Origin of the sequence: Parvularcula bermudensis HTCC2503, assembly GCF_000152825.2 — a bacterium.
In the GTDB taxonomy this organism is placed as follows: Bacteria; Pseudomonadota; Alphaproteobacteria; order Caulobacterales; family Parvularculaceae; genus Parvularcula; species Parvularcula bermudensis.
Genome location: NC_014414.1, coordinates 1 through 23377, shown reverse-complemented (window position 1 = coordinate 23377; position 23377 = coordinate 1). Strand labels below are relative to the sequence as shown.

General features: G+C 62.3%; 18 protein-coding genes and 1 pseudogene. 5 read left to right on the top strand and 14 right to left on the bottom strand.

Annotated elements, in window-relative coordinates; all coding sequences use genetic code 11:
• Nucleotides 1–174 precede the first annotated feature (174 nt).
• Both PB2503_RS00105 and PB2503_RS00100 read right to left on the bottom strand, forming a co-directional pair.
• Entirely contained in the window at nt 175–1029 is an 855-nt protein-coding gene (locus PB2503_RS00105) for an HNH endonuclease (RefSeq protein ID WP_013299177.1), read from the bottom strand.
• Nucleotides 1030–1033: 4 nt separating this feature from the next.
• A complete protein-coding gene (locus PB2503_RS00100) occupies nt 1034–2599 on the bottom strand; it encodes an AAA family ATPase (protein ID WP_013299176.1) in 1566 nt (521 codons plus the stop codon).
• A gap of 624 nt (nt 2600–3223) precedes the next feature.
• Here PB2503_RS00100 and PB2503_RS00095 point away from each other — a divergent pair.
• Genes PB2503_RS00095 through PB2503_RS00085 form a run of 3 tightly spaced genes read left to right on the top strand, consistent with a single transcriptional unit; the run spans nt 3224 to nt 9479 of the window.
• Nucleotides 3224–5998 carry a TerB N-terminal domain-containing protein gene (locus PB2503_RS00095; protein ID WP_013299175.1) on the top strand — a complete coding sequence of 925 codons (2775 nt, stop codon included), beginning with the start codon at nt 3224–3226 and terminating at the stop codon, nt 5996–5998.
• Nucleotides 5998–7311, top strand: coding sequence for an ATP-binding protein (locus PB2503_RS00090; protein ID WP_013299174.1), 1314 nt, complete (start codon nt 5998–6000; stop codon nt 7309–7311). The genes PB2503_RS00095 and PB2503_RS00090 overlap by 1 nt, the downstream gene beginning before the upstream one ends.
• A 47-nt stretch (nt 7312–7358) precedes the next feature.
• Entirely contained in the window at nt 7359–9479 is a 2121-nt protein-coding gene (locus PB2503_RS00085; RefSeq protein ID WP_013299173.1) for a DEAD/DEAH box helicase, read from the top strand.
• A 75-nt stretch (nt 9480–9554) separates the two neighbouring features.
• On the opposite strand, the gene mobF is transcribed toward PB2503_RS00085, so the two are convergent.
• From mobF to PB2503_RS00070, 3 genes are read right to left on the bottom strand one after another with little or no spacing between them, the layout of a single operon-like run.
• Entirely contained in the window at nt 9555–12539 is a 2985-nt protein-coding gene (gene mobF / locus PB2503_RS00080) for a MobF family relaxase (protein WP_013299172.1), read from the bottom strand.
• Nucleotides 12539–14578, bottom strand: coding sequence for a type IV secretion system DNA-binding domain-containing protein (locus PB2503_RS13570; protein WP_013299171.1), 2040 nt, complete (start codon nt 14576–14578; stop codon nt 12539–12541). The genes mobF and PB2503_RS13570 overlap by 1 nt, the downstream gene beginning before the upstream one ends.
• Nucleotides 14575–14877 carry a hypothetical protein gene (locus PB2503_RS00070; protein WP_013299170.1) on the bottom strand — a complete coding sequence of 101 codons (303 nt, stop codon included), beginning with the start codon at nt 14875–14877 and terminating at the stop codon, nt 14575–14577. The genes PB2503_RS13570 and PB2503_RS00070 overlap by 4 nt, the downstream gene beginning before the upstream one ends.
• 429 nt (nt 14878–15306) lie before the next feature.
• Between PB2503_RS00070 and PB2503_RS00060 the strand changes: the two genes are divergently transcribed.
• Nucleotides 15307–15621 (top strand): DUF6437 family protein, encoded by a 315-nt coding sequence (locus PB2503_RS00060; protein ID WP_013299168.1) that lies wholly within the window; start codon nt 15307–15309, stop codon nt 15619–15621.
• On the opposite strand, the gene PB2503_RS00055 is transcribed toward PB2503_RS00060, so the two are convergent.
• Nucleotides 15581–16027 carry a single-stranded DNA-binding protein gene (locus tag PB2503_RS00055; protein ID WP_013299167.1) on the bottom strand — a complete coding sequence of 149 codons (447 nt, stop codon included), beginning with the start codon at nt 16025–16027 and terminating at the stop codon, nt 15581–15583. The genes PB2503_RS00060 and PB2503_RS00055 overlap by 41 nt on opposite strands.
• Nucleotides 16028–16336: 309 nt before the next feature.
• Here PB2503_RS00055 and PB2503_RS14460 point away from each other — a divergent pair, with 309 nt between their 5' ends.
• Nucleotides 16337–16852 (top strand): hypothetical protein, encoded by a 516-nt coding sequence (locus PB2503_RS14460; RefSeq protein ID WP_148235130.1) that lies wholly within the window; start codon nt 16337–16339, stop codon nt 16850–16852.
• Here PB2503_RS14460 and PB2503_RS13565 read toward each other — a convergent pair.
• From PB2503_RS13565 to PB2503_RS00005, 8 genes and pseudogenes are all read right to left on the bottom strand, one after another.
• Nucleotides 16763–18031, bottom strand: a pseudogene (locus PB2503_RS13565) (IS3 family transposase). The gene PB2503_RS14460 and the pseudogene PB2503_RS13565 overlap by 90 nt on opposite strands.
• Before the next feature lie 285 nt (nt 18032–18316).
• Nucleotides 18317–18862, bottom strand: coding sequence for a GNAT family N-acetyltransferase (locus PB2503_RS00035; protein WP_013299161.1), 546 nt, complete (start codon nt 18860–18862; stop codon nt 18317–18319).
• Nucleotides 18852–19199, bottom strand: coding sequence for a type II toxin-antitoxin system TacA family antitoxin (locus PB2503_RS00030; RefSeq protein ID WP_202944387.1), 348 nt, complete (start codon nt 19197–19199; stop codon nt 18852–18854). The genes PB2503_RS00035 and PB2503_RS00030 overlap by 11 nt, the downstream gene beginning before the upstream one ends.
• A gap of 88 nt (nt 19200–19287) precedes the next feature.
• Complete coding sequence (locus PB2503_RS13560) at nt 19288–19701, bottom strand: DUF2958 domain-containing protein (protein WP_013299159.1); 414 nt, start codon at nt 19699–19701, stop codon at nt 19288–19290.
• A gap of 71 nt (nt 19702–19772) precedes the next feature.
• Nucleotides 19773–20102, bottom strand: coding sequence for a DUF736 domain-containing protein (locus PB2503_RS00020; RefSeq protein WP_013299158.1), 330 nt, complete (start codon nt 20100–20102; stop codon nt 19773–19775).
• A 334-nt stretch (nt 20103–20436) separates the two neighbouring features.
• The gene (locus tag PB2503_RS15015) at nt 20437–20562 is read right to left on the bottom strand and encodes a hypothetical protein (RefSeq protein ID WP_013299156.1); all 126 of its coding nucleotides are present in this window, start codon (nt 20560–20562) and stop codon (nt 20437–20439) included.
• Nucleotides 20559–22358 carry a ParB/RepB/Spo0J family partition protein gene (locus PB2503_RS00010; RefSeq protein ID WP_013299155.1) on the bottom strand — a complete coding sequence of 600 codons (1800 nt, stop codon included), beginning with the start codon at nt 22356–22358 and terminating at the stop codon, nt 20559–20561. Before PB2503_RS00010 ends, PB2503_RS15015 begins: the two co-directional genes overlap by 4 nt.
• A 41-nt stretch (nt 22359–22399) precedes the next feature.
• Nucleotides 22400–23326 carry an ArdC family protein gene (locus PB2503_RS00005; protein WP_013299154.1) on the bottom strand — a complete coding sequence of 309 codons (927 nt, stop codon included), beginning with the start codon at nt 23324–23326 and terminating at the stop codon, nt 22400–22402.
• Nucleotides 23327–23377: the final 51 nt, after the last annotated feature.

Sequence of the window (23377 nt, the reverse complement as noted above, 5' to 3'; positions counted from 1 at the left end):
AACGGCTTTCGCTCTATCAAAGTGTTCGACGCTTCTGCATGAGCCAGAGATCTTCTGGCCGGCGCGCCTATTTATTCGTCGGGCGAGCACTCCGATCTCTGAACCCCGGCCACAAAGGAACGTCATTGACGCTTTAAGAGAGCTTGACGGTCTCGCAGATCGATACCTGGAGGCCTACTGCTGCTGAGCATGAACTTGGAGGGCTTCAAAGCCTCCACCACAAAACTCGGCATCAGCTGCTAGCGCTCGGTATAATCTGGCCAGCCAGTAGTTTGGACCGAACCGGTCCTCGAAATCGCCCGCACCCTCGATTAATTGCTCAGCCACGCGCTTGGGATTCTTGTTTGGTCCATAGGTTCGCCGAAGGGAGCGGTACTGTCCTCCCAAGTGCTCAAAGGCCATGCGCCGGTAGCGGTTCGCCAGTTTGAGTTCGCTGAAATGCGTTCTAAGACGTTGGAATACAACCAGCGCCATACCGATTGGCTGGCGCAGGCCATACGACAGAATCAGCGCGTCCGCCTCCATTCGTACGCGCACCGACAGAAAATTCTCGTCCGGTATCGAATCGTAGCAGGGATGTAAAAACATCCTCACACTCGTCCCTTCGTCAACGATCAAAACTCGTTTGTGCGTGTTGCATACAGAGCAGCTCGGGACGAGATTGTTCGGGAAGACCGAAAACTCCGGATATTCCTCCTTCGGAAGATAGTGATCCAGTGTCGAAGTTTCGCCGATCCCGCAGAAGGGGCATCGTGCAACAATTGTCCTTTCCAAAAGCTCTCCGCGGAGCTTTGTCATCGGCTGGGTCTCTACCGTATAGGCGTGGCGCATAGCGTGCTTCTGTTTGTCGGTCATCTGCACCTTAGCAAGCCCACCGACCTCCGGAACGACGTTATTGTACGCTTCGTATGCCGTTAGCACTTTACTGCGCACGGCTTGGATCCGTTGCCGCCTAGGCTGACGTTTTGCGGCGGCGATTTCGTCGAACACACCTGTCGCGTCGACGGCGAGAAGCGGGATGGAGCGCATTCCGCTAGCCCTCCATCTCATCGCGAACACTTAGGACGTAGGACCGTGCTGCGAAGCCTAACTTCCGTCCGAATGCCTCTTCGATCTCCTCGAGGCTGTTTCGACGGGCCAATTCCTGCAGTGTTTCGTGCCAGTCTGTCGATCCATCGTTGAGATTGAATACTTCCTGCGTGATGACGCCGATACTTTCTGCAAAGGTTTCGACACTCGGTGATACGACTCGCGACTCGTCAGCATGTCGACGCAAAACGTGTACGTACTTCGCGGGGGTTTCCTGCAATACGACGGGTGAATGGGTCGCCATAATCGCGTAGCCGTCAAAGGTTTCAAGGCAAGCCCGGATGCTCTTCAGAAACGCAGCGAGCAGGGGAGGATGGAGATGGGTTTCAGGTTCATCGATTAAAACCAGTGTGGGTTCGGAACCCGAAATATGTGCGGTTAGCTCGGTAACGATCTTCAAGACGACCTTGTGGCCGCTACTCAGTCCCCGGAAGAGCTCCGCCAATGCATCGTCATCGCGATTAGTGTAGAACTGTGTTAGCCCAATCCGTTGGAACGATGGGTCCCTAAGGAGCGGCTTCAGCACCTCCAGTAAGGTCTCCAACCGTTCAGCTTTTCGAACGCGATTCAGAGCATCCAGAAATTCTGCTTCGACCTCCAGCGGTGTGCGCAATCGATACGGCCGCTCGTTGGCGGAGGCATCTTCGTCGCCAGAGCGCACACGAAGACCGCAATAGACATATCCAAATATCTCGCCGCTATCCTCAAGCCTCTCCTTTTCCTGTTCCGTGCTTCCCGGAATGACGAAGGTGTCGAACGCGCTGTACGATACCACGACGACCGTCTTGAACGGTGGGGCATTACCGACGAACCGCCCTGCAGCATTCTCAAGAATCTCTCTCTTGCTGCCGTAGCCATAACCGCTCGCGACGATAGCGAGGTTGGAGAGTATTCGGGTCTTACCTGTCCCATTATATCCAATCAGAGCGTTGATCCGGTTAGGCAGCCGTCCTTGGCGCCGAAAGTCGAACTCAATCACAAACGAATCGGATGTGCGCGCTGTTCGCGTCTTGAACTTAACCTTAAATCCCCTGGTTCGCCGCTTAGCCGGTAGCCCATCTTTTCGAAACAACCGAGCGGCATCAGCGAGTGTTCGTTTCGCTCCAACGAAGCGTAGCAGGGAAACCTCAAACGCCTCGCTATCCTCGACTTCGGCCTTTATCTCGTCATCGAATGCGACGTCTCGCAGGCCTTTCAGGAAGGGTTCGTAGATGCTTCGTCCTAGTTTATAGAGCGTTTCATAGTAGTCGAGCTCTGCGGCAAGCGAAGCATGGCCCGCCGACAATCGGCTGAAGGGTTTCTCCGGCATTTCGGTGTAGCCCCCAGTGCGATGGGCTTCGATGATCTTGATATTGCCGAGGTGATGGCGTTCGTCAGCCGTTACGTGCAGGGTGACTTGAAACGTGGTCTTGTAGCCGTAGTCGTCCCAGTTGTTCTGTGTAAGCACCGCGTGCGGGTAACGCTTTGTGGCCGGTGACTCGCCCGACAGGAATTTGACGACGAATTTCATCGTATTCCTGGCGCACCCGCGCTCATCGCTTCCATCGTCTTTGCAGCAAGAATCGTGTTTCTTATCTCACACGTAAGGTACGCGCCCATCTGCGAGTTGCGGCTGCACTGCCCCAGAGTAGTGTCACAAACCTTTGGCACTAGTGATATCCTAACTCAACGTCTCCATTCGGATCGAAATATCCTGAGCCCACAAGAACCTTTGTCTTTCCTGCCCGGAGTCCGTCCTCCGACGGAAGGGGGTTGCTGATTAACGCTTACTATTTCTCTGCCGCTTTTGCTTTGTTCGAAGTGCTGAGATTCGGCGTACCGGTCACGTCGCTACCGCTCGGCTAGGTCGCTCATGAGCTCCTGCGGAATGTTTTGGCGATGTAATGCCGGGTGGCGGCTAACCGCGAACGCGGCCGTGCACCAAAAACGGGTCGTGTCGCGCTGCCTGATTTTCCGTGTATCTGCAGAAACCGGTCGCTCAAGTCGGGTGTTCCGGAGGACCAACAACCTGTAGGACCGAGCGAGAATTTATGGGGGCGCTAAAGTGGTACTCACAAAAGGGGCAGGGGTGGTCTGCTACATCCTAGCAAAGCGGGTCATCGCGGCGACAGCTGTACTAATTGCAGCCGTAGCCATGATGCCGACCGCATCAGCTCAGGACCCAGCGATTCGATCTGCTCAAGAGCAACTTCTCGAGCGTGGCTACGAGCCTGGCCCTGCTGACGGGTTTTCGGGGCCGCGCACCGTCTCCGCGATTGAGGCCTTCCAACGGGACCAAGACCTGGTTGTGTCGGGCGAGCTCGATGACCAGACTGTCGCGCGGCTGTCGGCGCCTTCCGTCGCCCCGGCGCCTTTGCCGGATATAGACTATGAAACCTCTGCGGCGCCGTCCGCCAAGGCGCCATCGTTGCCCGCGGAGGGTGCCTGGACCGCGTTTGGCCTGCTGGTCGCGATCGCTGCTGTCGGTAGCATCCGGTTCGCCCGCCGGTCTCAGCGCCGCGCGATGAGCTCGGGATCTAGCTCCATGACTGAATCACGTGCAGCCATCAATTCTCATTTGTCGCCAACGCGCGAGGCGGTGGCAGCGGCTTTCAAGCGCGATCCTGAAAAGCCAACGTCGTCTCCTCATTCTGTCGTAAGATCGTCCTCAGACCGGTTCCGACTGAAGAATGCGAGAGATCTGGAGGACACTGCTCGGAACGTCTCCAATCAGGCGCTTTCTTCACCGCAAGCGGTAGATCGTTCAAGTGCCGAACGATTTCGGCTGAAAAACGCGCGAGAGCTCGAAAGCGATGCTCCTCGACAGACGCCCCACAGACCCGACCGCGAGGTCCTCTCGTCGGACCCAAAGTCCGGCTGGGTGCCCAAGGGAGGGTCGCGCAAAGTCGCAGGCCGCGAGATTGGTGGGATGGTCTATGTTGGAGTTGCGCCACGCTTGGATGGTTACGGCACGCGATCCGGTGCGTTCATCGATCCGTCCCTAAGTGTCGCAAGGCGCGGTGACGACTTCGCTGGGGAAGGGATGGGCTACTGGCCAAAGTACCACGAGATCACAGCCACGTCACGTGCAACTTACCTCGACTGGTTGGCTTCCGGACGATCAGATACGCGCGCCAACGTCGGCTACATGTTCTTATACTTTTATGGCTTAGAAAGAAGGTTCTTCAAAGACAGTCCCGATACAGAGGAAAAGACCCAGATCCTTGACGAGGTCGATCGGCTCCTCGGGTTGTTCGGTAGCAATCACTCGGCTCACCGCTACCTATCTGCGTTTCTGGACATCGGGCGGGTGCTCCAAGCCGAGGGCGATCTCGAGCCGATCTTCGATCACAAGGGGTTCGACCTCCCCCTGTCTCTGTCCGTCGCGCTCGGCCTTCGAGTTGCCAATGGCGAGAACATCCCCAGCGATTGGGCCTTGAGTTGGCTTCTTTGCCACCCGGAACGTCAGCTCAGGACACCGGCCCGCCGCTGCGCGCCGGAATTTAGGGCCGTGTTCGAACAGATATTCGCAGACAGGTATCCGAAGGGACTGCCGGTCCGCCGCCCGAAACGCGAGCTAACGCCCTCCTATCAGGCCGCTTCCGGGGAATTTAGCGCGACCATTACAATGTCTGACGCGCAGGGATCGCTTCCAGATGTCTCGGGTCTTAAGACGCCGGTTCGGGCAATCCAAGTAGTGGCAGACGAGGCAATGGACGCCCTCGACAAGTACAGCCGGCTTCTGGGCCGCAATCCAGAGGGACGTGGCACCCTGGAGGGGCTTGCGCTTCTTCCGCCATCCATCAGACCTCTGTATGGTTCTGCGGATATTGAACGGCTTCGCGCTTGGGCAGGCGAAACCGTAAAACAGGGCGGTGTGTCGCTGGGCGACCTCTTGGTTCGTCTTGAAGGCAATCGTCCTGAGAAGGTCACCCGGCGCCATTTGACCGGGGCCGCCGATGCCTTAGCGCTCATCGGTTACGGGTTGGCTCCCGACCCGCGCTATGCGCTCCGCCCACCGAAAATCAATGAGCCCGTCATCCTTTTTCCCTTGCCAGAGGGATATGATCTCGCGGATGGGGCGAGCGACGCCTACAAAGCAGCCCTTCTCGAACTCGGCCTGGCGGCGCTCATTGCTCACGCAGATGGGACCATCGCGCCGGCCGAGAAGACTGCTCTCGCTGAGACCATCCACGGCAATACCCAGCTTGACGAGCATGAGCGTGCCCGACTCCAAGCTAATCTCGACTGGTTGCTAAGCGTCCCACCGGATTTTAGCTTGTTTCGCAAACGCCTAAAGGAGGCTGCCAATGGCGAGGTCGCCGTCGTAAGACGAATTATTGTGGCGATTGCGAACGCGGACGGCGTTATCCATCGCGACGAGATTGCGAGCATCGAGAAGATTTACCGCGTCATGGGCCTAGACCCGAGCGAGGTTTACAGCGATCTTCATGTGGGTGCGATGGCTGACGAACCCGTCTCTGTGCGCCCAGCTGTCTCTGCGCCGGCCGGCGAAACTATTCCTCCCGAGACCTCGAACCGCACGGGCCTTGTTCTTGATCGAAGCAGGATCGCCGAGATCTCTCGACAAACGGAACAGGCATCGAAGGTCTTGGGGAGTATCCTGGGTGGGGATGAAGCCGACGATGAAGATCTTGCGCTACAAGAGGAGGAGACGAGTATCTTCGATGGGCTCGATCCAAAGCATGCCTCGTTGGCTACGGAACTTCTTGAGCGTCCGCATTGGGCGGAAGACGAGATTGCTGCCCTAGCTGCGCGCCGTGGCCTGATGATGCAAGGAGGACTCGAAGCCATCAATGAATGGGCGTTTAAGCATTTCGACGATGCGCTAATCGAAGAGTATGATGGGTACGACGTCAACGGAGCGATTGCCGAGGCCCTTAAGGAGAGAATGGCGGAGCACTCATAATGGTAGAGATTAAGCGACGGGAACGGGACACAATCATCCAAGCTCTGCGGGCCGGCGTCGTACCGCGCCTTGGGCTCCAGCACATCCAAGTCGGGCGCGCTCGGGAGATCGAGGAACTAGTCAAGGACATGGAGCGGATCGCCGAGGGCGGCGCTGCGATCCGGTTCATCATCGGTGATTACGGGTCGGGCAAGACGTTCTTTATCAATCTCATTCGTCTGGTGGCACTCGAAAAGGGCCTTGTTGTCATGTCCGCCGACTTGGCCCCCGATCGTCGACTTCATGCCACCGGTGGGCAGGCCCGAAGTCTTTATGCCGAAATGGCGCGCAATTGCGCCACACGGACGAAACCGGATGGTGGAGCCCTGGCAAGCGTCGTCGAACGTTTTGTGTCGCAGACCTATCGCACCGCGGAAGAAGAGGATCGCAGCGTTGGTGAGGTTATTCGTGAACGGCTTGCGCATCTAGAGGAACTGACCGGCGGCTTCGAATTCTCTGAGGTTGTTCGAAAGTATTGGGAGGGCCATGAGACTGGCGATGAGGATCTCAAGACATCGGCATTGAGATGGCTAAGGGCGGAGTTCGCAACCCGAACGGATGCACGCAAAGCCCTTGGTGTGCGAACAATCATCGACGATGCGAGCGTCTACGACCACCTCAAGTTGATGGCCGCATTCGTTTGCGAAGCTGGCTACAAAGGGCTCGTCATTTCACTCGATGAAATGGTCAATCTCTATAAGCTGACGTCGTCGCAAGCGCGAAACGCGAACTATGAGCAAATCTTGCGTATTCTTAACGATGTGCTTCAAGGATCCGCTGCCCATTTGGGCTTTCTCTTTGGCGGCACACCGGACTTCCTGATGCATACCCGGCGGGGGCTCTACAGCTATGAAGCTTTGCAAAGTCGCCTAGCCGAGAATAGTTTCGCTCGGGACGGTCTTGTCGATCTGTCTGGACCTGTAGTCCGCCTCGCGAATCTTAGCCCCGAAGATCTTTTCGTCCTTCTCAAGAACGTACGCCGGGTCATGAAACATGAGGAGAGCGTTCCTAACGAAGCGATCGAAGCGTTCATGCACCATTGTGCTGCTCGGATCGGCGAGGCTTACTTCCGGACGCCCCGCAATACGGTCACAGCCTTTGTCGACCTTCTGTCTGTTATCGAACAAAATCCGGGCGCAGCGTGGCAAGACCTCATTGAGGCCATAGACATCGAGGTCGACGGCGGCGACGATTTAAGCGACATCGAAGATCTCGGCTCCACGGGCAATGCAGCAACGACCCCCGACGATGATCTCTCCAGCTTCAAGCTCTAGTGAGCAGCTTCAACCGATTGGCCCGACCGATCCAGAAATGGATCCGGATGCAAGGCTGGTCCGAGCTGCGTCCGGTGCAATCCGAAGCGATTGAAGCGCTGCTCGGTGGCAACGACGACGCAATCATCGCCGCGGCGACCGCAGGTGGGAAGACCGAAGCCGCGTTCCTCCCCTTGTTGTCGGAGATCCTTAATCTCGAAGTATCGCGGGATGCCGGCTTTGATCTTGTCTATATTGCTCCGCTCAAAGCGTTGATCAACGACCAGCAGCGGCGTCTGGAGTCGCTTTGCTTAGAAACAGAACTCGCTGTGACGCCTTGGCATGGCGATGTGGCGGTCTCGGTGAAGGCCAAGGCTATCAAGCGCCCTCGGGGTGTTCTCCTCATCACGCCTGAATCTCTCGAAGCGCTCTTTATTCGGCGTGGACAGACGATCCCGCAACTGTTCGGCGGCGTCCGCGCCGTCGTCATTGATGAGCTGCATACTCTGCTCGATACGGAACGGGGCGTACACCTCAGGTCGCTGCTTGCGCGTCTTGAGCTTGCCGTTGGCCGAAGTATCCGCAGGGTGGGCCTTTCGGCGACCTTGGGTGATATGAACCTTGCGCGGGCGTACCTTCGTCCCGGTGCGGAGGAGGGCGTCACCGTAGTGAAGGCCGACGGGGGTAATGCCGAACTGCAACTTCAGCTGCGTGGTTATCTGAAGGGCGGGTCAGAAGATGACGCGGCTGAGAAGGCCGTCGCGGCGCATCTCTTCGAGAAACTACGAGGACGGGACAACCTAGTTTTCGCGGGCTCTCGCGGTTCAGTCGAGGTCTATGCCGATCGTCTGCGGCGGATGACCGAGGAGATGCACCTGCCGCAGGAGTTCTATCCCCACCACGCGAGCCTTTCGAAGGAGCATCGCGAGTTCGTTGAGCAGCGACTGAAAGACGATCGATTGCCGACCACGGCCGTTTGTACGTCCACTCTCGAGCTTGGCATCGATATTGGCGATGTCGCATGTGTTGCGCAGATCGGCCCCCCCTTCACGGTTGCTGCGCTTCGCCAGCGCCTTGGGCGATCGGGTCGGCGGGCCGGTCATCCGGCGATACTTCGTCAGTATGCCATTGAAGAAGCAACCGACCACCAGAGCGCGTTAGTCGACCGACTCAAACTGAGCCTCGTGCGAAGCGTGGCCATGATCGAGCTCCTGCTCGAGGGATGGTGCGAACCGCCCAAGGCTCAAAGCTTGCACCTTTCAACGCTCGTTCATCAGATTTTGTCCGTGATCGCGGAACGAGGCGGGGCGAGCGCGAGGCGCCTTTTCGTCACCCTTTGCGAGAAAGGCCCGTTTTCGGCTGTAACACCTGATCTGTTCGCTCGGGTTCTTAGACAGCTGGGGCATCCTGATGTCAGCCTGATCGAGCAAAGCGAAGACGGCTCCATCCTTCTCGGCAAGGTGGGTGAGAAGCTCGTTGAACACTACAGTTTCTATGCGGTGTTTATGACGCCTGAAGAATACCGTATCCTCGCGGAAGGACGCGACCTCGGTACCTTGCCGGTAGACGATGTCCTCGCCCCCGGCATGACAATCATCTTTTCCGGCCGCCGATGGGAGGTGATTGAAGTCGATGACTTGGAGAAAGTCATATCGGTGAGGCAGTCCCACGCTGGCGTTGCGCCGCTTTTCGGCGGGGATCCGGGTGATATCCACGATGAGGTCATTGACCGAATGCGCGTGCTCTTCACTGATGACCAGCTGCCGATTTATCTGGACGACACGGCGGGGGAGCTTCTCACGGATGCTCGCACCGCTTTTGCGCGCAGCGAGTTGGGCAAGAAACGTATCATCGATACTGGCGACAACAGCGCGCTTCTCGCGACTTGGTGCGGAACGGCGAAGACATGGTCCTTAGGCCTCGCTTTCGGCGCCGAGGGTTTCAAATGGTCGGTCTACGATGGATTTCTTGAGATCGACGGACGGGACACCAAACGTGAGGTGAGGGACGTGCTCGACTTCCTCGGCGCGGGCGGGACCATTGACCTCAGTGACCAAGCTACAGCGCTCAGCTTCGAGAAATTTCATCCGTACCTAAGTCGAGATCTTCTGTTGGCGGATGCAAAATCGTCGCGGCTCAACCTGGGAGCTCTGCCGCCTCTTGCTGGAGAGATACTGAACAGCATCTAACACGAGGGGCTTCGGCCGAAACCTGAAATCTACGATCGGTTTGGTCGTGCAATGAGGTGGCGTTTCCAAACGTGATCAGAGCGACAGACCTTGATCGAGAGAGCTGTCTTGCTCGTTGCCGGTTGCCTCGTTTCTCTGGTCGGCTGCTAAGGCAGGCACCGACAGACTGCTTGTCGTGCCCGTGCCCTGATGCGTTCCGAGATCGGTCAAATCCCCAATCCGTCCTTCCGTCTCCATCGCCGACGTCTTCAGTCCCGTCTGTCGCTGCATCGTGTTCAGTACACGCTCTTTGTCATTCACAATGAGCGCAAGGGTATCGGCTGACCGACTGATCGACACGTAAAACCCGACTTGGCTCGTGAGTGCCCGTTCCTTCGAATCCATCACGGCGACCACGTCTTTCGCCGTTCGGCCTTGAGCGGCATGGGAGGTCATCGCATAGCCATGGGTCAGTGAGCGGAGCGCTGGATCGTCGCGCCCGAACTGGCGCTGCGTTCCGCTCACATTCAACGAAACCCTCTCCTGGTCCCAGCCGACCACCTTCGCCGCGTCCATCGCGGACAGGCCCGCGTCAGGATTGGACCTTGTGAACATCACGCTGTCGCCGCGGCGCAGCTCGAGCGGTTCCTCCCGATGAAGCGAGTAGGGGGTGTTTTCATAGCGACCCTGAAGGCGCGAGAGCGGCACCGTCTGATCCTTTCCGCGGGCATTGCGCAAGGTGAGGCGGCCGCGCTCTTCGTCAACTGCGGTGACGAGCCGGCGCGTATTCTTCTTCGCGTTGATGGCATCGAGCCGGGCATGGAATTGGAGGATGTCGCCAGCCGCATAGCTGCGCGGGCTCATCGCCTCGGCCCGGGTCAGGTTTTTTGACCGCAGCACCGAGATGGTCATTGTCTCCGCGCTCAGCCGTCCATTGGCGATCAGCTCCGATCGGATACCCTGATTGATCGCCTCTCGCAGGCGGTGGCTCGGGGCGACGAGCAGCGCCTTGTCCTGTTTGTCCTTCGGCAGGGCGCGCCATGCCTCGACGGCACCGCCGGCAAGGTTGCCGGGTCGCTCGACGATGTTGGCCCCCAGCCGCTTCATGGCGACGGCGACCTTGCCCTGCGCTGCCGCTTCCACCGCCGCCCGCTGATCGCGGTGCCCTTCGTCCTTCGGCAGGCGGACTATATCCTTCATGATCGCGGTCGGTAGGCCCGCCCGCTGCGCGATGTCGAAGGGCCGCCCGGCCTCCACCGCGCCATGCTGCCGCCGGTCACCCGAGAGGACGATCTTGGCAGGCTTCAGGGCGATCAGGCGTTCGAGGAGCGCGTTCATGTTCCGGGTGGAGAGGAAAGACGCTTCGTCGATGAGGACGATGGTGTTCTTAATGTCCGGCGGAAGCGTCCCGCCCCCTGCCTCCCTTAGGAAGGCCGAAACGGTCCGGCTGTCGAAGCCGCCGCTCTCCTCGAGCGTCTTCCTTGCCGAATGGGTAGGGGCGAGGCCTAGCACCTTATAGCCGTCCTTCTTCGCGAGCGGCGCGAGGTCGCGGGCGAGCGCTGCCGTCTGGCGCATCATGGTGGTCTTGCCCGTCCCAGCATAGCCCTGCACGCCGACAAGCCGGTTTGGACCGCCGAGGATCAGGCCGATAGCGGCTTTCTGGCCACCGGTAAGATGGGTGCTCTCGAGAGCGCTCCTCAGGGTCTGCTCGGGAACCAGCGGACCGGTGCGTCCGGCATCCTGCAAGAGCGAGAGCGTGCGCTCCTCATGGGTCAGGCTCCGCTTCGTCGTGCTCTCCGCGTTCGGGTCTTTCGCGTTCACCAGCAGCTTTCGGTTCGCCCTGAGGAAACGAAGCTCCCTGTCGATGTCGCGCAAGGTGACCCCGTCGGCGGCGTGTTCGAGCGCGGTGCGCCGGACATGGTGGAGAGAGAAGGCGGCTTCCCGCTCTTCGTGGTGGCGCAGGCCGAAGCTGACGGCAGCGCGTGCGGAATAACCTTTCTCGGAGGCGGCGCGTTCGAGCTTGTACGGATCGTTCTCGGAAAGGCGGAGGGTCTTGGTCGGCCGGAACAGGTTCTGCGCCATCCGCCGCGCGAGACCTTCCATGCCGACGCGCCCAACGGCCCGGTCATCGAGCGGTCGTTGTAGATGGCCTTGCGCCTGTCGCTCTACTGATACGGCGACGGTGTGCTCCAACGTCGCCTTCCAGGGCGCCCCGCGGGTTTCCCTAAGGGCCACACGTTCCTCCTGGCGGAGTTCGTCCTTGGCGGGCCGCGTCTTGACCGCGAGCTTGTCCCGGGCGGACGGCGTCGGGTGCTTGAGTCCGACGGCGGCACTGTCGATCCGGTCCTTGCCTTTCGAGAACTCGGCTCGTGCCCCGTCGGGAACACCGTCTACGGAATATCGCCCGGACTTGCCGTCCTCGAGCTTCACCCGATAGCCGAGTTCCCGCAGGGCGTTCCGCAAGGTCGCGTCATAGGCGAGGCTCAGAGTCTTCCGATGGGCGAAGAAGGGATCATTGTGGAGCGCCCGCCAGCGCCCGTCATCCGTCTTCGTTATATTGGCGATGACGGCATGGGTGTGGAGCTGCGGGTCCTTGTCCCTCGAGATGTCGTGCTCGAACCTGGCGATGACGAGATTGCCGGTCTTTACCGCTGGGGTCGCACTGGGCCCCGTCCGGATCCGCGTCCCCGCCAGGTTTCTCTCGGCCCATTTGAGGGTCTGGTCGACCGCCGCCCGGTGGGCGCCGAGAATGCGCTTGTCGCCACCGATATAGAGGAGGAGGGAAACATCCTTGGGCGGCGAAAAGGTGAGGTCGATGCCGGGCCGGTGGGCGCGGGCCTGGGCCTGCTCGGCGGTCTCGCCTTCGCGTTGACCGACTCGGCGACCGTCGAGCGTCTCGCCGTTCAGCACCCGTTCGAAGGTTTCGGTCTCGACCCCGCCCTTGAGGCCGAGGCTGGCGGCGCCCTTGCCGAACCAGGACGAGGGTTCGGGCGCGTCCCCGCCCTTCGCGTAGTAATTGTCCTTGCCGTAATAGGCCGCCCCGGCGGAGGCCGAGGAGACGGCGGCGATCGAGGCGACCATCAGGGCTCAAACCCCCAATCGGGAAAGTCCTGGCCGATGTCACGGGGGCGTGGACGATCGGGCGGTGAGGGGGGATCGGCCCCTTCGGCCCCGTCCTGCGCCACGCCTTCCACTCGCGTCGTCGCCGACACCTCGCCGGTGTCGGGATCGATCAACTCGTCGATGCCGTCCCGTTCGGCCTCGCTGAACATGTCCCGCTGGCCATCCTCGCTGCCAGGTCGGTGCGCGGTGGCCTGCATGGCTTTGACCGTGTGCGGCGCCCGCGCCCGGGTGATGAGGAGGCCCTGATCCTCTCGCGGCAGGAAAGCCGGTTCCCGGTCTTCGCGCAGGACCAGCGGCACCTTCACCTTCGCCAGGGGGAAGCCCTCGGGCATCTTGAGATAGCCCTCGAGAGAACGGAGATTCATGATCTCTTCGGGTATGACGAGATGCTCGATCCGCTCCTGCCGGGCCAGCATGACCCCGTCCCGGATGGTGTTCGCGCCGAAGGAGACATTCTCGTTGGAGCGGGAGGTCTCCTGCCGCCCGAGAAAGTCCGCATACCATTTGGCGGTGTCGGCGTCGGAGGCGGCGAGGATCAACTTGGTCCGGCAGACCGAGGAAAGGGTCTGCGCGCCGTCGGGCCCGTAAATGTCCCTGAGCTGCGATTGCGCCTGGATGCCGAGGACGAAAGCTGCCCCGAACTGACGGCCCCGCGCCAACCCGTCCATGATGGAGGGAAGCTCCTGGAGCGCGGCGACCTCGTCCATGATGAACCAGATCCGCCTGTTCGGGTCGCGCGGTCGGGACATCAGCGCTCTGACGGCCGTGTCCATCCAGACGGTGAGAAGCGGCCTCAGGGTCTCGTGCATGTCCGCTCTTGAGGAGAGGAAGAGGGTCGACCCCGCGCGGTCGTTCTCGATCCACTCGGTGATCGAAAAGCGGTCGCCCCGGCTCGGGAGGAGCCGCAAGCCGTCGAGATAGGTCGACAGCATCATCCGCACGGAATTGGTCATGCGCGGCGTGTCTGCCGAGATGATCGACGCCGCGGGGGTCCCGGCGAAGAAGGGCGCCAGCGTCCTGAGTTCCGCATTCAGCAGGAGATCGACGAGCTCCTTGTTACTCGCCCGGCCGTCCCCCAGGAGAAGCTGACCGGCGGTGGAGAACACCATCCGCGCCGAGTCGGCCCAGACCGGATCGGCCTTCTGGGCCCGGGGGATCATGGCCGCTGCGATGGCGTCGAACCCCGCCTTGGTCTTCGCCTCGTCGAACACCGACCAGGCGGGGGCCCGCCGGTCGAGCGGGTTGAGAATGGTGTCGCGATCCTCGCGGTAGAAGGGCGCGATGAACCCGCCGGTCAGGTCGAACACCACGGCTCGGTCACCGGCCTTGCGGATCTGGTCGAGAAGGGCGGCGATCGCCTGGGTCTTGCCCGAACCGATGGTGCCGGAGATCCCCGTATGCTGGACCTCCGAACCGACCGGATAGGGGATGCCGGCAAGGGCATAGCGGGGCCGCCCCCGGAGCTCTTTCCGCTTCATCGCGGTCCAGCGGTTGTGGGCACCGATCTGCGCCTTGAGCTCCTGCGCGGACGCCATGGCGGCGCCGCGTTTGACATTGGTGCGGGTCAGGGTGCTGCCCCGGCCAACGAAAAGGCCGGTCAGAAGGAGGAAACCGAAGCCCCCGCCAAGCCCGCCGATCCGCCCCCAGACGAAGAGCTGACGGCGGAACCGTTTCTCATGCTCGGCCACGGCCGGATGGGTGAGGATGGTGCCGATGGGGAAGGGCGCATGGCTCCCGTCCGCTGTCCGCATGTTGAGCTCGAGGCTCTCTCGGAACCCGGCGGCCCGGTACGCCCAGGCCTCATATCGCTTCATCGCATAATGGCGGTCCTCGGGCGCGGTGTTCACCATGACGCCCGCCCAAGCGATGACCAGCATCAGCGAGACCATGGCGAAGCTCAGAAACCGCATGACCTGACCGAACATGCGGAGCGTGTGGAGGGTGACCTGCCCGCCGCGCAGGAAGGTCTTGAAGGGGCCCGATGCGTTCCCGCTCATGACAGGCCTCCCCGCTGCACGGTGCGGGCGGTGGCCGTTCGGTGCTTTTCAAGCGCATCGATGGCGGCATCGAGTTCGCTTTCTCGGCCGGACCGGCGGAAGAGCTGCTCCATCCCGGCGCGGATGATGAGGAGATCCCGCTCGACCGACTTCGGGTCGGGTTCCTGCTGGCCGAGGGCGGTCTCGCAGAGCGATTTGGCCATGAGGTTGGGGGACACGCCCTCCGTCTCGGCGAGGTCTCTCAGCGCCTGCGTCCGTGCCTTGCTGAGGCGGAACTGCACCCGGAAGGACGCGGTCATGGCGCGATCCTCCCGGTGATGGAGGGGAGGTCCAGACCTCGGAAAAACACCGTTTCCGCAGAGGTGTTGCGCGATCGGATACAGCTGTCGTCCTGGGGGCTACCCGCAACCCTCCGTAGACGCTGGGGTTCGAGGGGCGCCGTAGCCCGCCCCTGCAAGAAGCCGGTTTTTCCGGACTTGGTCGCAACCCCGCATGAAGACTGGCCTAGAGCCGCCCCGGCACCCTGTGCGTCGTGTGTGATAGGGCAAGTCAGGCCCTCCGGGCCCTGAAGGACCATCCCGGTTCCCTCTCTTCGGGGAGACCGGGCTCCCGCGATGACGGCTCCACCGACGCCGGAACCCTTTCGCGCGATCGAGCCCCATTGTAGCCCGCGACGGGACGAGCGCTGCCCGTCACGATGGTCCCATCCACACCGGAAGGAGGCCATCATGCCACGGAAGAAAGACCCGCTCGCCGAACTCAAGGGCTTCGAAGCCAGGGAAGCGGAACTCAAAGAACGCAAGAAGGCCCTGCAGGACGAAGCGGCGCGGTATCTCGGAAGCCTCGTCATGGAGGCCGGGCTCGACAGCTGGACCCCGGAACAATTGCGGGCGGGGCTGGCGAGACTTGCAGAACAGGGACCGGATCGGTCCGACGCCAAAGCCGTTCCGACCCGTCCGGCATCGTCGCCGAACGGGGAGGTGAAAGAGCCAACGGCAGCGGTCATTGCAGACGCTCCCGCCGCTGGGTCCGCTCATGGCTGAGGGGCACCACATTGGTGGCCGAGATGTCGTCTTCTGGCGGAGGATCGGCGCCTTCGTCGTCAGGCGACCGGCGCGGGGTCAGCTTCCGCAGTTCGCTCGCGATGACCTGGAGGCGACGGATGGCTCTGCCGTCCTCATCGGTCCAGCGGCGGAGGTCGAGCCGTCCCGACAGGGCAACGAGATCGCCCTTGGTCAGATGCTCGGCGGCGAAGCGCGCGGGCTGCCCGTCGAAGAGGACAATCGGCACCCAGATGGGCGGGGTCTCCTCCGCCTTTCGGCTGCTCGCCGCACCAACCGCGAGGTCGAAGCGGACGAGGATCTTCGGATCGTCCCGACCGAGATCACTGGCATAGGGGGTGGAAAGTGGGTCGGCGCCGAGCCGACCGATGAGATGCACGTGGTTCACGGAATGTCTCCTACCGGAGCGGGAGACCGGAACGCGTCGTCTTGGAAAGCCCGACTACAGTACGCGCGTGTTTGAGGGTTGGCAAGTAATCAGGCTTGGCCAAGATTGTTGAACGTTGGAACCGTGCGCCTCTTCACCTAACGTGTAGGGGCAGCTTGGGGATCTGGGATGAGCACCAACCTACTCGTAGCTTCTTTGTCAACGATTGTTTGCGCGTTCTCGATCTGGAGGATTGCGGCCCTTCGGCGTCCCACAGTCTTGCAGCGGCTCGCAGAGAAGTATTTTGATCAATCAGAAGGCTCGGATATCGTGACCGTTACTCCGAGTGGCCGGCTTCGTCGAAAGAACTATCCACAGGCACAAATCTCTTCGGGCGACGATACCAAGGCTTCTGGTGCGGCGGAGGCCTATGTGGCGAAACTCAGAAACGTCAGAGAGGTCATTCAGGGTGTCACTTCGAAGTTCTGGGGAACCGTTTTTAGGGAGTACGTGGTTTTCGGGATACTTGCGGTCATCGGCGTGACCGGCATGGTCGCCGGCCTCGAGGCGCAGCTCGCGCAAGTTTCAGTTCAGGATGGTCTGGTCGCGGCACTCGAAAATGTCGGTCGCATTTTTGAGAGCCTTTTCACCACGCAGCTGATCGAGAGTATCGAATTCGAGGGTGGGCTCGCGGTTGAAATTGCGGCCGGTCTCCAACGCAGTGCGGCGTCCTTCATTGGCTCTGGGTTCGTCATCCTAGTCGTACTTCGCCTTACACGGTGGAGTGGCCCCCGTTTCACCGGACAGTCGGCTAGGTTGATGGACGTTACGGAATTCTCTGGGTGATTTCCATTTCAGTCCGGAATGAGGATGGTTTTCGTTGTAGTCTTCGAACCATCCGGCAATCTGTGGCAACGCGGTTCGGGCATCCGGGATCGGCCGGACACGCACGTAATCGCGCTTGAACGCTTTAACGAAGGCTTCGGAGATGCCGTTGCTCTCCGGGCTGGCAACGGGCGTGAAGCGGGGCTTCGGTCCGAGGCTGATGGCGAAGTGCCGTGTTGCCTTCGCGGTATAGGGCGAGCCAATGTCGGACAGGAACTCGACGCGATGCGGTGCCCTGATGGTACGGAAGCATCGCTTGAGAGCTTCCAGCATCATGTCGCGCACATCCGATCCGCTGATTCCGCAGTTCGCGACGGCGGCATGGGCGATAGCCTCCCGGTCGTGAGCATCCATGACAAACGCCACGCGGACGATCTCGCTGTTCCAGGCGGCGAACTCGAAGCCGTCCGAACACCACCGGAGGTCGGAGCGCATGACGATAACCTTGCCGTCATGCACTCGGCCCTCGCGGCGGCCAGTGCATGGCTGCAGGAGCAGGCCGTGTTGACGCATCAGGCGATAGACCCGCTTGTGGTTGGGCGAAGGCTTATTGTCGCGGACGAACTGCCGCCGGACGATCGCCGTGACACGGCGATAGCCATAGGTGGGGACGTTCGTCCGTCACCGCCGCAATCGCGGCGAGCAGTTCGGTGTCGCCGTCCTTTCGATAGGAGCCGCTGGGGCTGCCGCTCTCCTTTGTCCGGTCGTAAAGATGGGATCGCGCCACGCCCATGGCCCTGGCGACCGCGCTCATCGGGAACCGTCCTGCGGATACGATTGCAGCTGCAAGATCGGTTTTTTTGACCGCGCCTGGTCGAGGGCCTCACGAAGGATCTCGACCTCCATCGTCTTCTTGCCCAGCATCCGTTCGAGCTCGCGCACGCGGGCCTCGAGCTTTTTGACGGCCACTTCGCCGACGACGTTCTGATCCGATCCCACGGCGACCGCTCCCCCTTCCTTCATCAAGCGGCGCCAACGATAGACCAGGTTCGGCGCCATGCCATGCCGACGGGCGACCAACGAAACCGTCTGTCCCGGCTGCAGGGTCTCCTCCACAATCGACAGCTTCTCGTCGGCGGACCAGTAGCGCCGCCGCGCCGTTCCCGTGATCACTTCGATCCGGCGATAATCGTCAGACATAAGCCTGTGCTTGAGGATAGCCTCAAGCCCTCCTGCTTACGCCAACTGTCCGGTCGAAACGGGGGCCAGTTCACACGGCGGGTTCTGTTCAAGGATGAACTAGACGAAATTGATCGGGAAATTCGAGCATACGAAAACGGCGGCATTTCGAGCCTTCGAAACCTCCGAGAAGAAGAAGGTCGAAGCTTCGTAGCCGAAGCAGAGGCTGTGTCGGGGCCGAGACCTTTTGCGGTTGTCTAACGAGCTTAGCCCCAACAGGGACGCGCGACCTTGCGAGCCTCCACGCTATCGTTCCAAGATCGCCCGCATATCCTTCAGGGTCAGGAACATGCGCGCCGGACGGCTCGTGAAGGGTTCGAACCCGAACCCCGCGTACCAGTCCCGACGCCGCTCGAACGCCTCCTCGCCGCCATCGGTCATAACGTCGAGGAGGAGGGCGAAGCATCCAGCTTCATCGGCCACCAATCTGGCCTTCTCGAAGACATGGTGCATCAGGATGCCGCCAAGGCCCTGTCCTTGGGCGCGCTCATCCACCGCGACCTGACCGAGGAAGAGGACCGGAAGTTCGCCATGGTCGGGAGAGCCGCGCGGCCGTTTCTTGAGGAGGCTGGCTTCCATCATCCCCATGCCGATGGTGTGATAGCCGAGAATGCGGGTGTCGCCGTCTTCGACCACCACATAGACGCGGGTCATGTCGGCGGCCTGCTGCTTCTTCGCGGTCAGCTGGAGGAAATTGTCGAGGCGCGGCACCCCGCAGGAGAACCCTGACCGGTCATGCCGCGCGGGGTCGAAGCGTTCGATGCGAAGCGGCGCGCTCCGCTCAGTCGGCATGCACCACCCGGGCGCGATAGGCCTTGGCGGCAGCCTTGGCCTTACTCGTGACCGTCGGCTTCCGGTCAAGGGCGGCCTCGAATCTGGCCGCGTCCTCGGCGCTCATCACATGGTGGCTGCTCTCCTCGAGGATGCGCTGGGCTTCCTTGGCGATGGCGGCCCGGAGGAAGGTCGATTTTTCGATGCCGAGGGCCGCGACGGCCCGGTCGATGAGATCCGCCAAACGGTCGCCATGGCGCAGCTGGGTCGTCCGCGCGCCCTTGTCCTGGCTGAGATCGGACAGATCGATGTCGAGCATGGTGGCCTCCTGATCGCCGATATGTAGTGCAGAGTGCATGACATTGCAATACGGCGCCCTGCGTTGATGGCTCCGATGCAGTGCGCGGCGTGCAGCGGACCGAGGTGACCCGGCCCGCTACAGGGGGTCAGAGCATCCGGGCTTTGAGGACCCGTCGGTCCTCCTTGGCGCGGCGCTCGAGTCTCGCGAAGGCGGCTTCCAAGGAAGCCCGGTCCTCGACCACGCCTTCGGCCATGCGGGCGGCCTCGGCATAGACAGTGAGGGTGGTGAGGGCCTCGAAGGAGAGGTCCCGTTCGATGGTGAGGCCGAAGGGGCCTTTGATGCGGCGAAGCTCGTCGAGCGACACATAGCCGAGTTCGGGGAAGCCCAGCCCCAGATCGCAGAGGCCTAAGCCGAGAGCGTCGTCCTCGGTGAGCCCGGAGAGGAGCCAGGTTCCGGCGCCCCAGGGGCAGAAGAGCTTGACGAGGGGCGGCTGGTCGACGCTCTCGTCTTCGAATTGGGTGCGCAGGCGCGACGCCTGCTCGGGCAGGATCAGGTCCATGATGATCTCTCCGTGGGGAAGAGAAGGGGCCGTGGCGCCCGCCAGAAGGGGACTGGCGAGCGCCTTCGGGCTCAACCTTCGGGGTTCCAGATGATCGCGAAGACGGCAGGGTCGTCTTGCCCTGCGGCGGGCCCGAGATTGGCGTAGAGCTTCCGGGGCCCGAGTTCCGGCGCCGCGAAGGTGAGGCTGACATAGGGGCGGCCCGAGGTCTTTCCCTTGCGGTGCCAGCCCGCCCCGATCTCGGTGCGTTCGTCGGTGAAGATGCGGAAGTCGGGTTGGCGCTCGTCGGTCTTCTCGCCATTGGGCACCAGCTCGATGCCGGTCGCGATGGTCAGGGTCCGGAGCGTGCCTTTATAGGTGCCGCGCTCTTCATTGTGGGTGACATAGCCGATGGCTGACATGGTGGTGGTGGTCCTTTCGGGTTACCCGGCGGGGCTGATCCCTGCCGGCGACGGACCGGCCATGGCGGGCGTCCGGGCCGCTGAACCGTTCACGGCCGAAGCGCAGCGGCGGACCGAAGGGGGCGGAAGATTTGTTTCGCGAGGAATGCCGCGTGCGGACCGCGCGATCAGGCGAAACGGGAACCAGTTCGCCGCCCGGATCGCGCGACAAAGGACGCCGCGGCAGGGGAAATCTTTCGCCGCCCGAGGTTTCGGCGGTCCCGGCGGCTGCCATAGGTCCATGGTCGCCTCGGCAGGGTCCTCGGCCCGCCATGGACACCGGGAGGATCGGCCCTCACGCCGCGGCGCTGTCATCCTCAGGGAAGCGATTGGGACCGGGGGCCGCGACCTCCTCGCCCTCGCCCTGGCGGACGGGGCCCGGCGGAAGAACGGCCACGTCCTCCCGCTCGCCTGTCGTCACCCCGCCGCCCCGTCCGGGGCGTGGGCGAACCGTAAGGGCTCGGGGAGCCAGCCTGCTTCCTGTGCCTTCCGCGCGGCGAGGAGGGCGAGGTCCGCCTTCTTCGCCTTCTCGAGCCCCTTGGTCGGGACGCCCATCTCCGTCAGCGCCGTGAGGATCTGGTCCCGGGACAGCCGCCCGAAAGTGACCTCATCCGGTTGCCAGTGGCGGGTGAGGTCCGTCCCCATCCGCCGGGCGAGAAAGGTGCCCAAGGACCGTCCGTCCTCGGAGCGGGTGTCCCCGCGTATCTCGCTCAGATCGAGGAGGCTGGAGAGGGCCAGCTGCCGGAGGCCCGCGCGCTGATCGTCGTCGAGCGCCGCGACGTTCTCCACGGTCTCCGCCAAGGATCGGCCCACCCGCGCCTTCGCCGCATCGATGCGCGCGGCAAGGGCTTCGTCGGGCGGCAAGGTGCCGCCCTCGGTGAAGCGGGGCATCTCTCCGCTGAGGCCGATCCCAGTGATCGGGCCATAGGACCATGCCGCCTGCGCCATGGCCGCCGTCACGAGGAGGTCCGCCGTTTCGGCATGGCTGGCGAGGTCGCGCGCCAGGGCCTCGCTCGCCCGTTCGGTCAGCTGGCGGTGCACCGCGTGGGGCAAAGCGGGCTTCTCGGCCTTGGGGGTCAGCGCCTTGCGGGGGACGAGTCCGCACACGATGTCGAGGCTGCCATCGGGTCTGATGGAGATCACGGCCCCGCCGCGCGCGAGGTCCTCGGGGGAATGAGCCGTATGCTGTGCGTCGAGGTCTTCGAGGGCCGCATCGAGCCGTTCGATCTCCGCCCATGTCTCGTCGTCGAGTTCGTCCTCATGCTCCGCCGTTCCGGCAAGGGCGTCGCGGCGCGCCACCAGCGTGTCCCGCTCTTGTTGTGCGTCCTCAGGCAGGGGCTGGCGTTCGGGCCGCACCCGGCCGTGGGTCTGATAGAGGTCGTAATCGGCATGGACCGAGGCCCTCACCCATGACCAGCCCTCGGCCCTGAGGGCGGTCTCGGCCTCCCGCAGCCGCGCGTGGGTCAGGTCATCGAGAAGTGCTGCGTCGAGCAGGGTCACGCCAGAGAGGTCGTCCTCATCGGCGAAGAGGTCGCGGCGCAGGCGTCCGCCCGCCGCCTCATAGGCGGCAAGGCCGATCAGGCGCACCCGTTTGTCCGTTCCCGGTGTTTCGCCGTCCGTCAGCTGGCGCCGGATCATCCGGGCCGATAGATCGGCGCCGCCCGTCTCCAAGACGCGCATCTGGCGGTTGGGATCGTCGATCAGGGCATAGGCCATGGCCTGCTCCAAGGTGATTGCGTCCTCCGCGAAGGCATCGAAGATCGGCGGGGCGAGCCTTGCGAGCCGCAGGCGCTGTTCGACCTCGCGCTCCGACAAGGAAAAGCGCTTGGCGATGTCGGGCACGGTCTGGCCCTCCTCGATCAGCGCCGCGAATTGCCGGAAGGCTTCGGTCGGGTGGAAGCCTTTGGTGCCAAGTCCCGCCCCGAGGCTCGCGGCGCGGGCTTCGGCCTTCGAGCCGATCCGGCAGGGAATGCCGTTAAGGCAGTCCTTGGGCAGACGGTCTTCACTGGCGAGATGCTGGAGCGCAAGCAAGCGCCGCCGCCCGTCGTAGATGAGGAGCTTGGTGCGCCCCTTCCTGTAGCCGCAGAGCGGCTGCTGCAGGCCGCTATCCGCGATGAGCTGGGCCAAGGCCGGGATGCCGTCATCGGGCAGCGAGGCGTGGCGGACATTTTCTGCGGCGATGGCGAGGGCGAAAAGGGGATAGGGCTCATAGGTCATGGGAAGGCCTCTATATTGAATGGGGAAGAAGGGCGCGCCGCTCAGGCGGCGCGTTGATCGGTCTCTTGCGGTGTACGGAAGGCCAGAACGAAGTCGGCGGCTTTCGAGGCGAGGGATGCGGCGCGAAAGATCGCCCGCTTGTCCTCGCGCAGAATGTCCAGCCAGCTTGCCAGATAGTCCGCATGCCGCACGGTCGGCACGATGCCCATTTCGGCGCAGAGGAAGGCGCTCGCCATTTCGGCGACTAGTTCCTCGCGGGCATAGTCCTTGGTCCCGAAATTGGTGGTGAGGTCCCGGGCCAGCCGCGTGGCGTGGCCCGTCCAATGGCCAAGCTCATGAAAGCAGGTGCGGTAATAATTGATCTGGTCCCGGAACGCCGCTTGCGGCGGGACCTGAATAAAGTCCTGCGACGGCACGTAGTAGGCGCGGTCGCCCCCCACCCGAAAATCCGCGCCCGTGGCTTCGATCAGCCTTTCCGCGTCGGGCTCGATCTGCCGTGGGGGCAGGGGCACCCGGCCTGTGACGGCGTCGTCGGGAAGCCCGTCGCACTGGTCTACGTGAAAGACCGTGTACCGCTTTAGGAAGGCGACTTCCCGCGCGGCCCCGCCGCTCTCTTCCGCCTTTTGCTTTTCGCGCTGAGGCGTAAACCGGTCGGCATAGACGATGGTGGTGCCTTTCTCGCCCTTGCGCACTGCCCCGCCCAAGGCGAGGGCCTGTTTGAAGGTGAGCCAAAGCTGGCTTTCCCGTTCCTGCTCCTGCGCCGCCCCCCAGAGGAGCAGAATGTTGATCCCGGAATAGGGGCGCCGTGTGGCAGCGTTCTGGGGTAGGCCAAGGGCCGGGCTGCCCGGTCCCTTACTGGTCCAAGGCTGAACCCAAGGGACCGTGCCCTCCTCCATCTGTGCGATGATCCGGGCGGTAACCTCCTCATAAAGGTCGCCGCGCGTCCGTTCTCTCCGTCTACGGGTCATGGTTCGTCATCCTTTCCCCGCCCCCGCTGTTTTCCCGGAAGGACGGGGGGC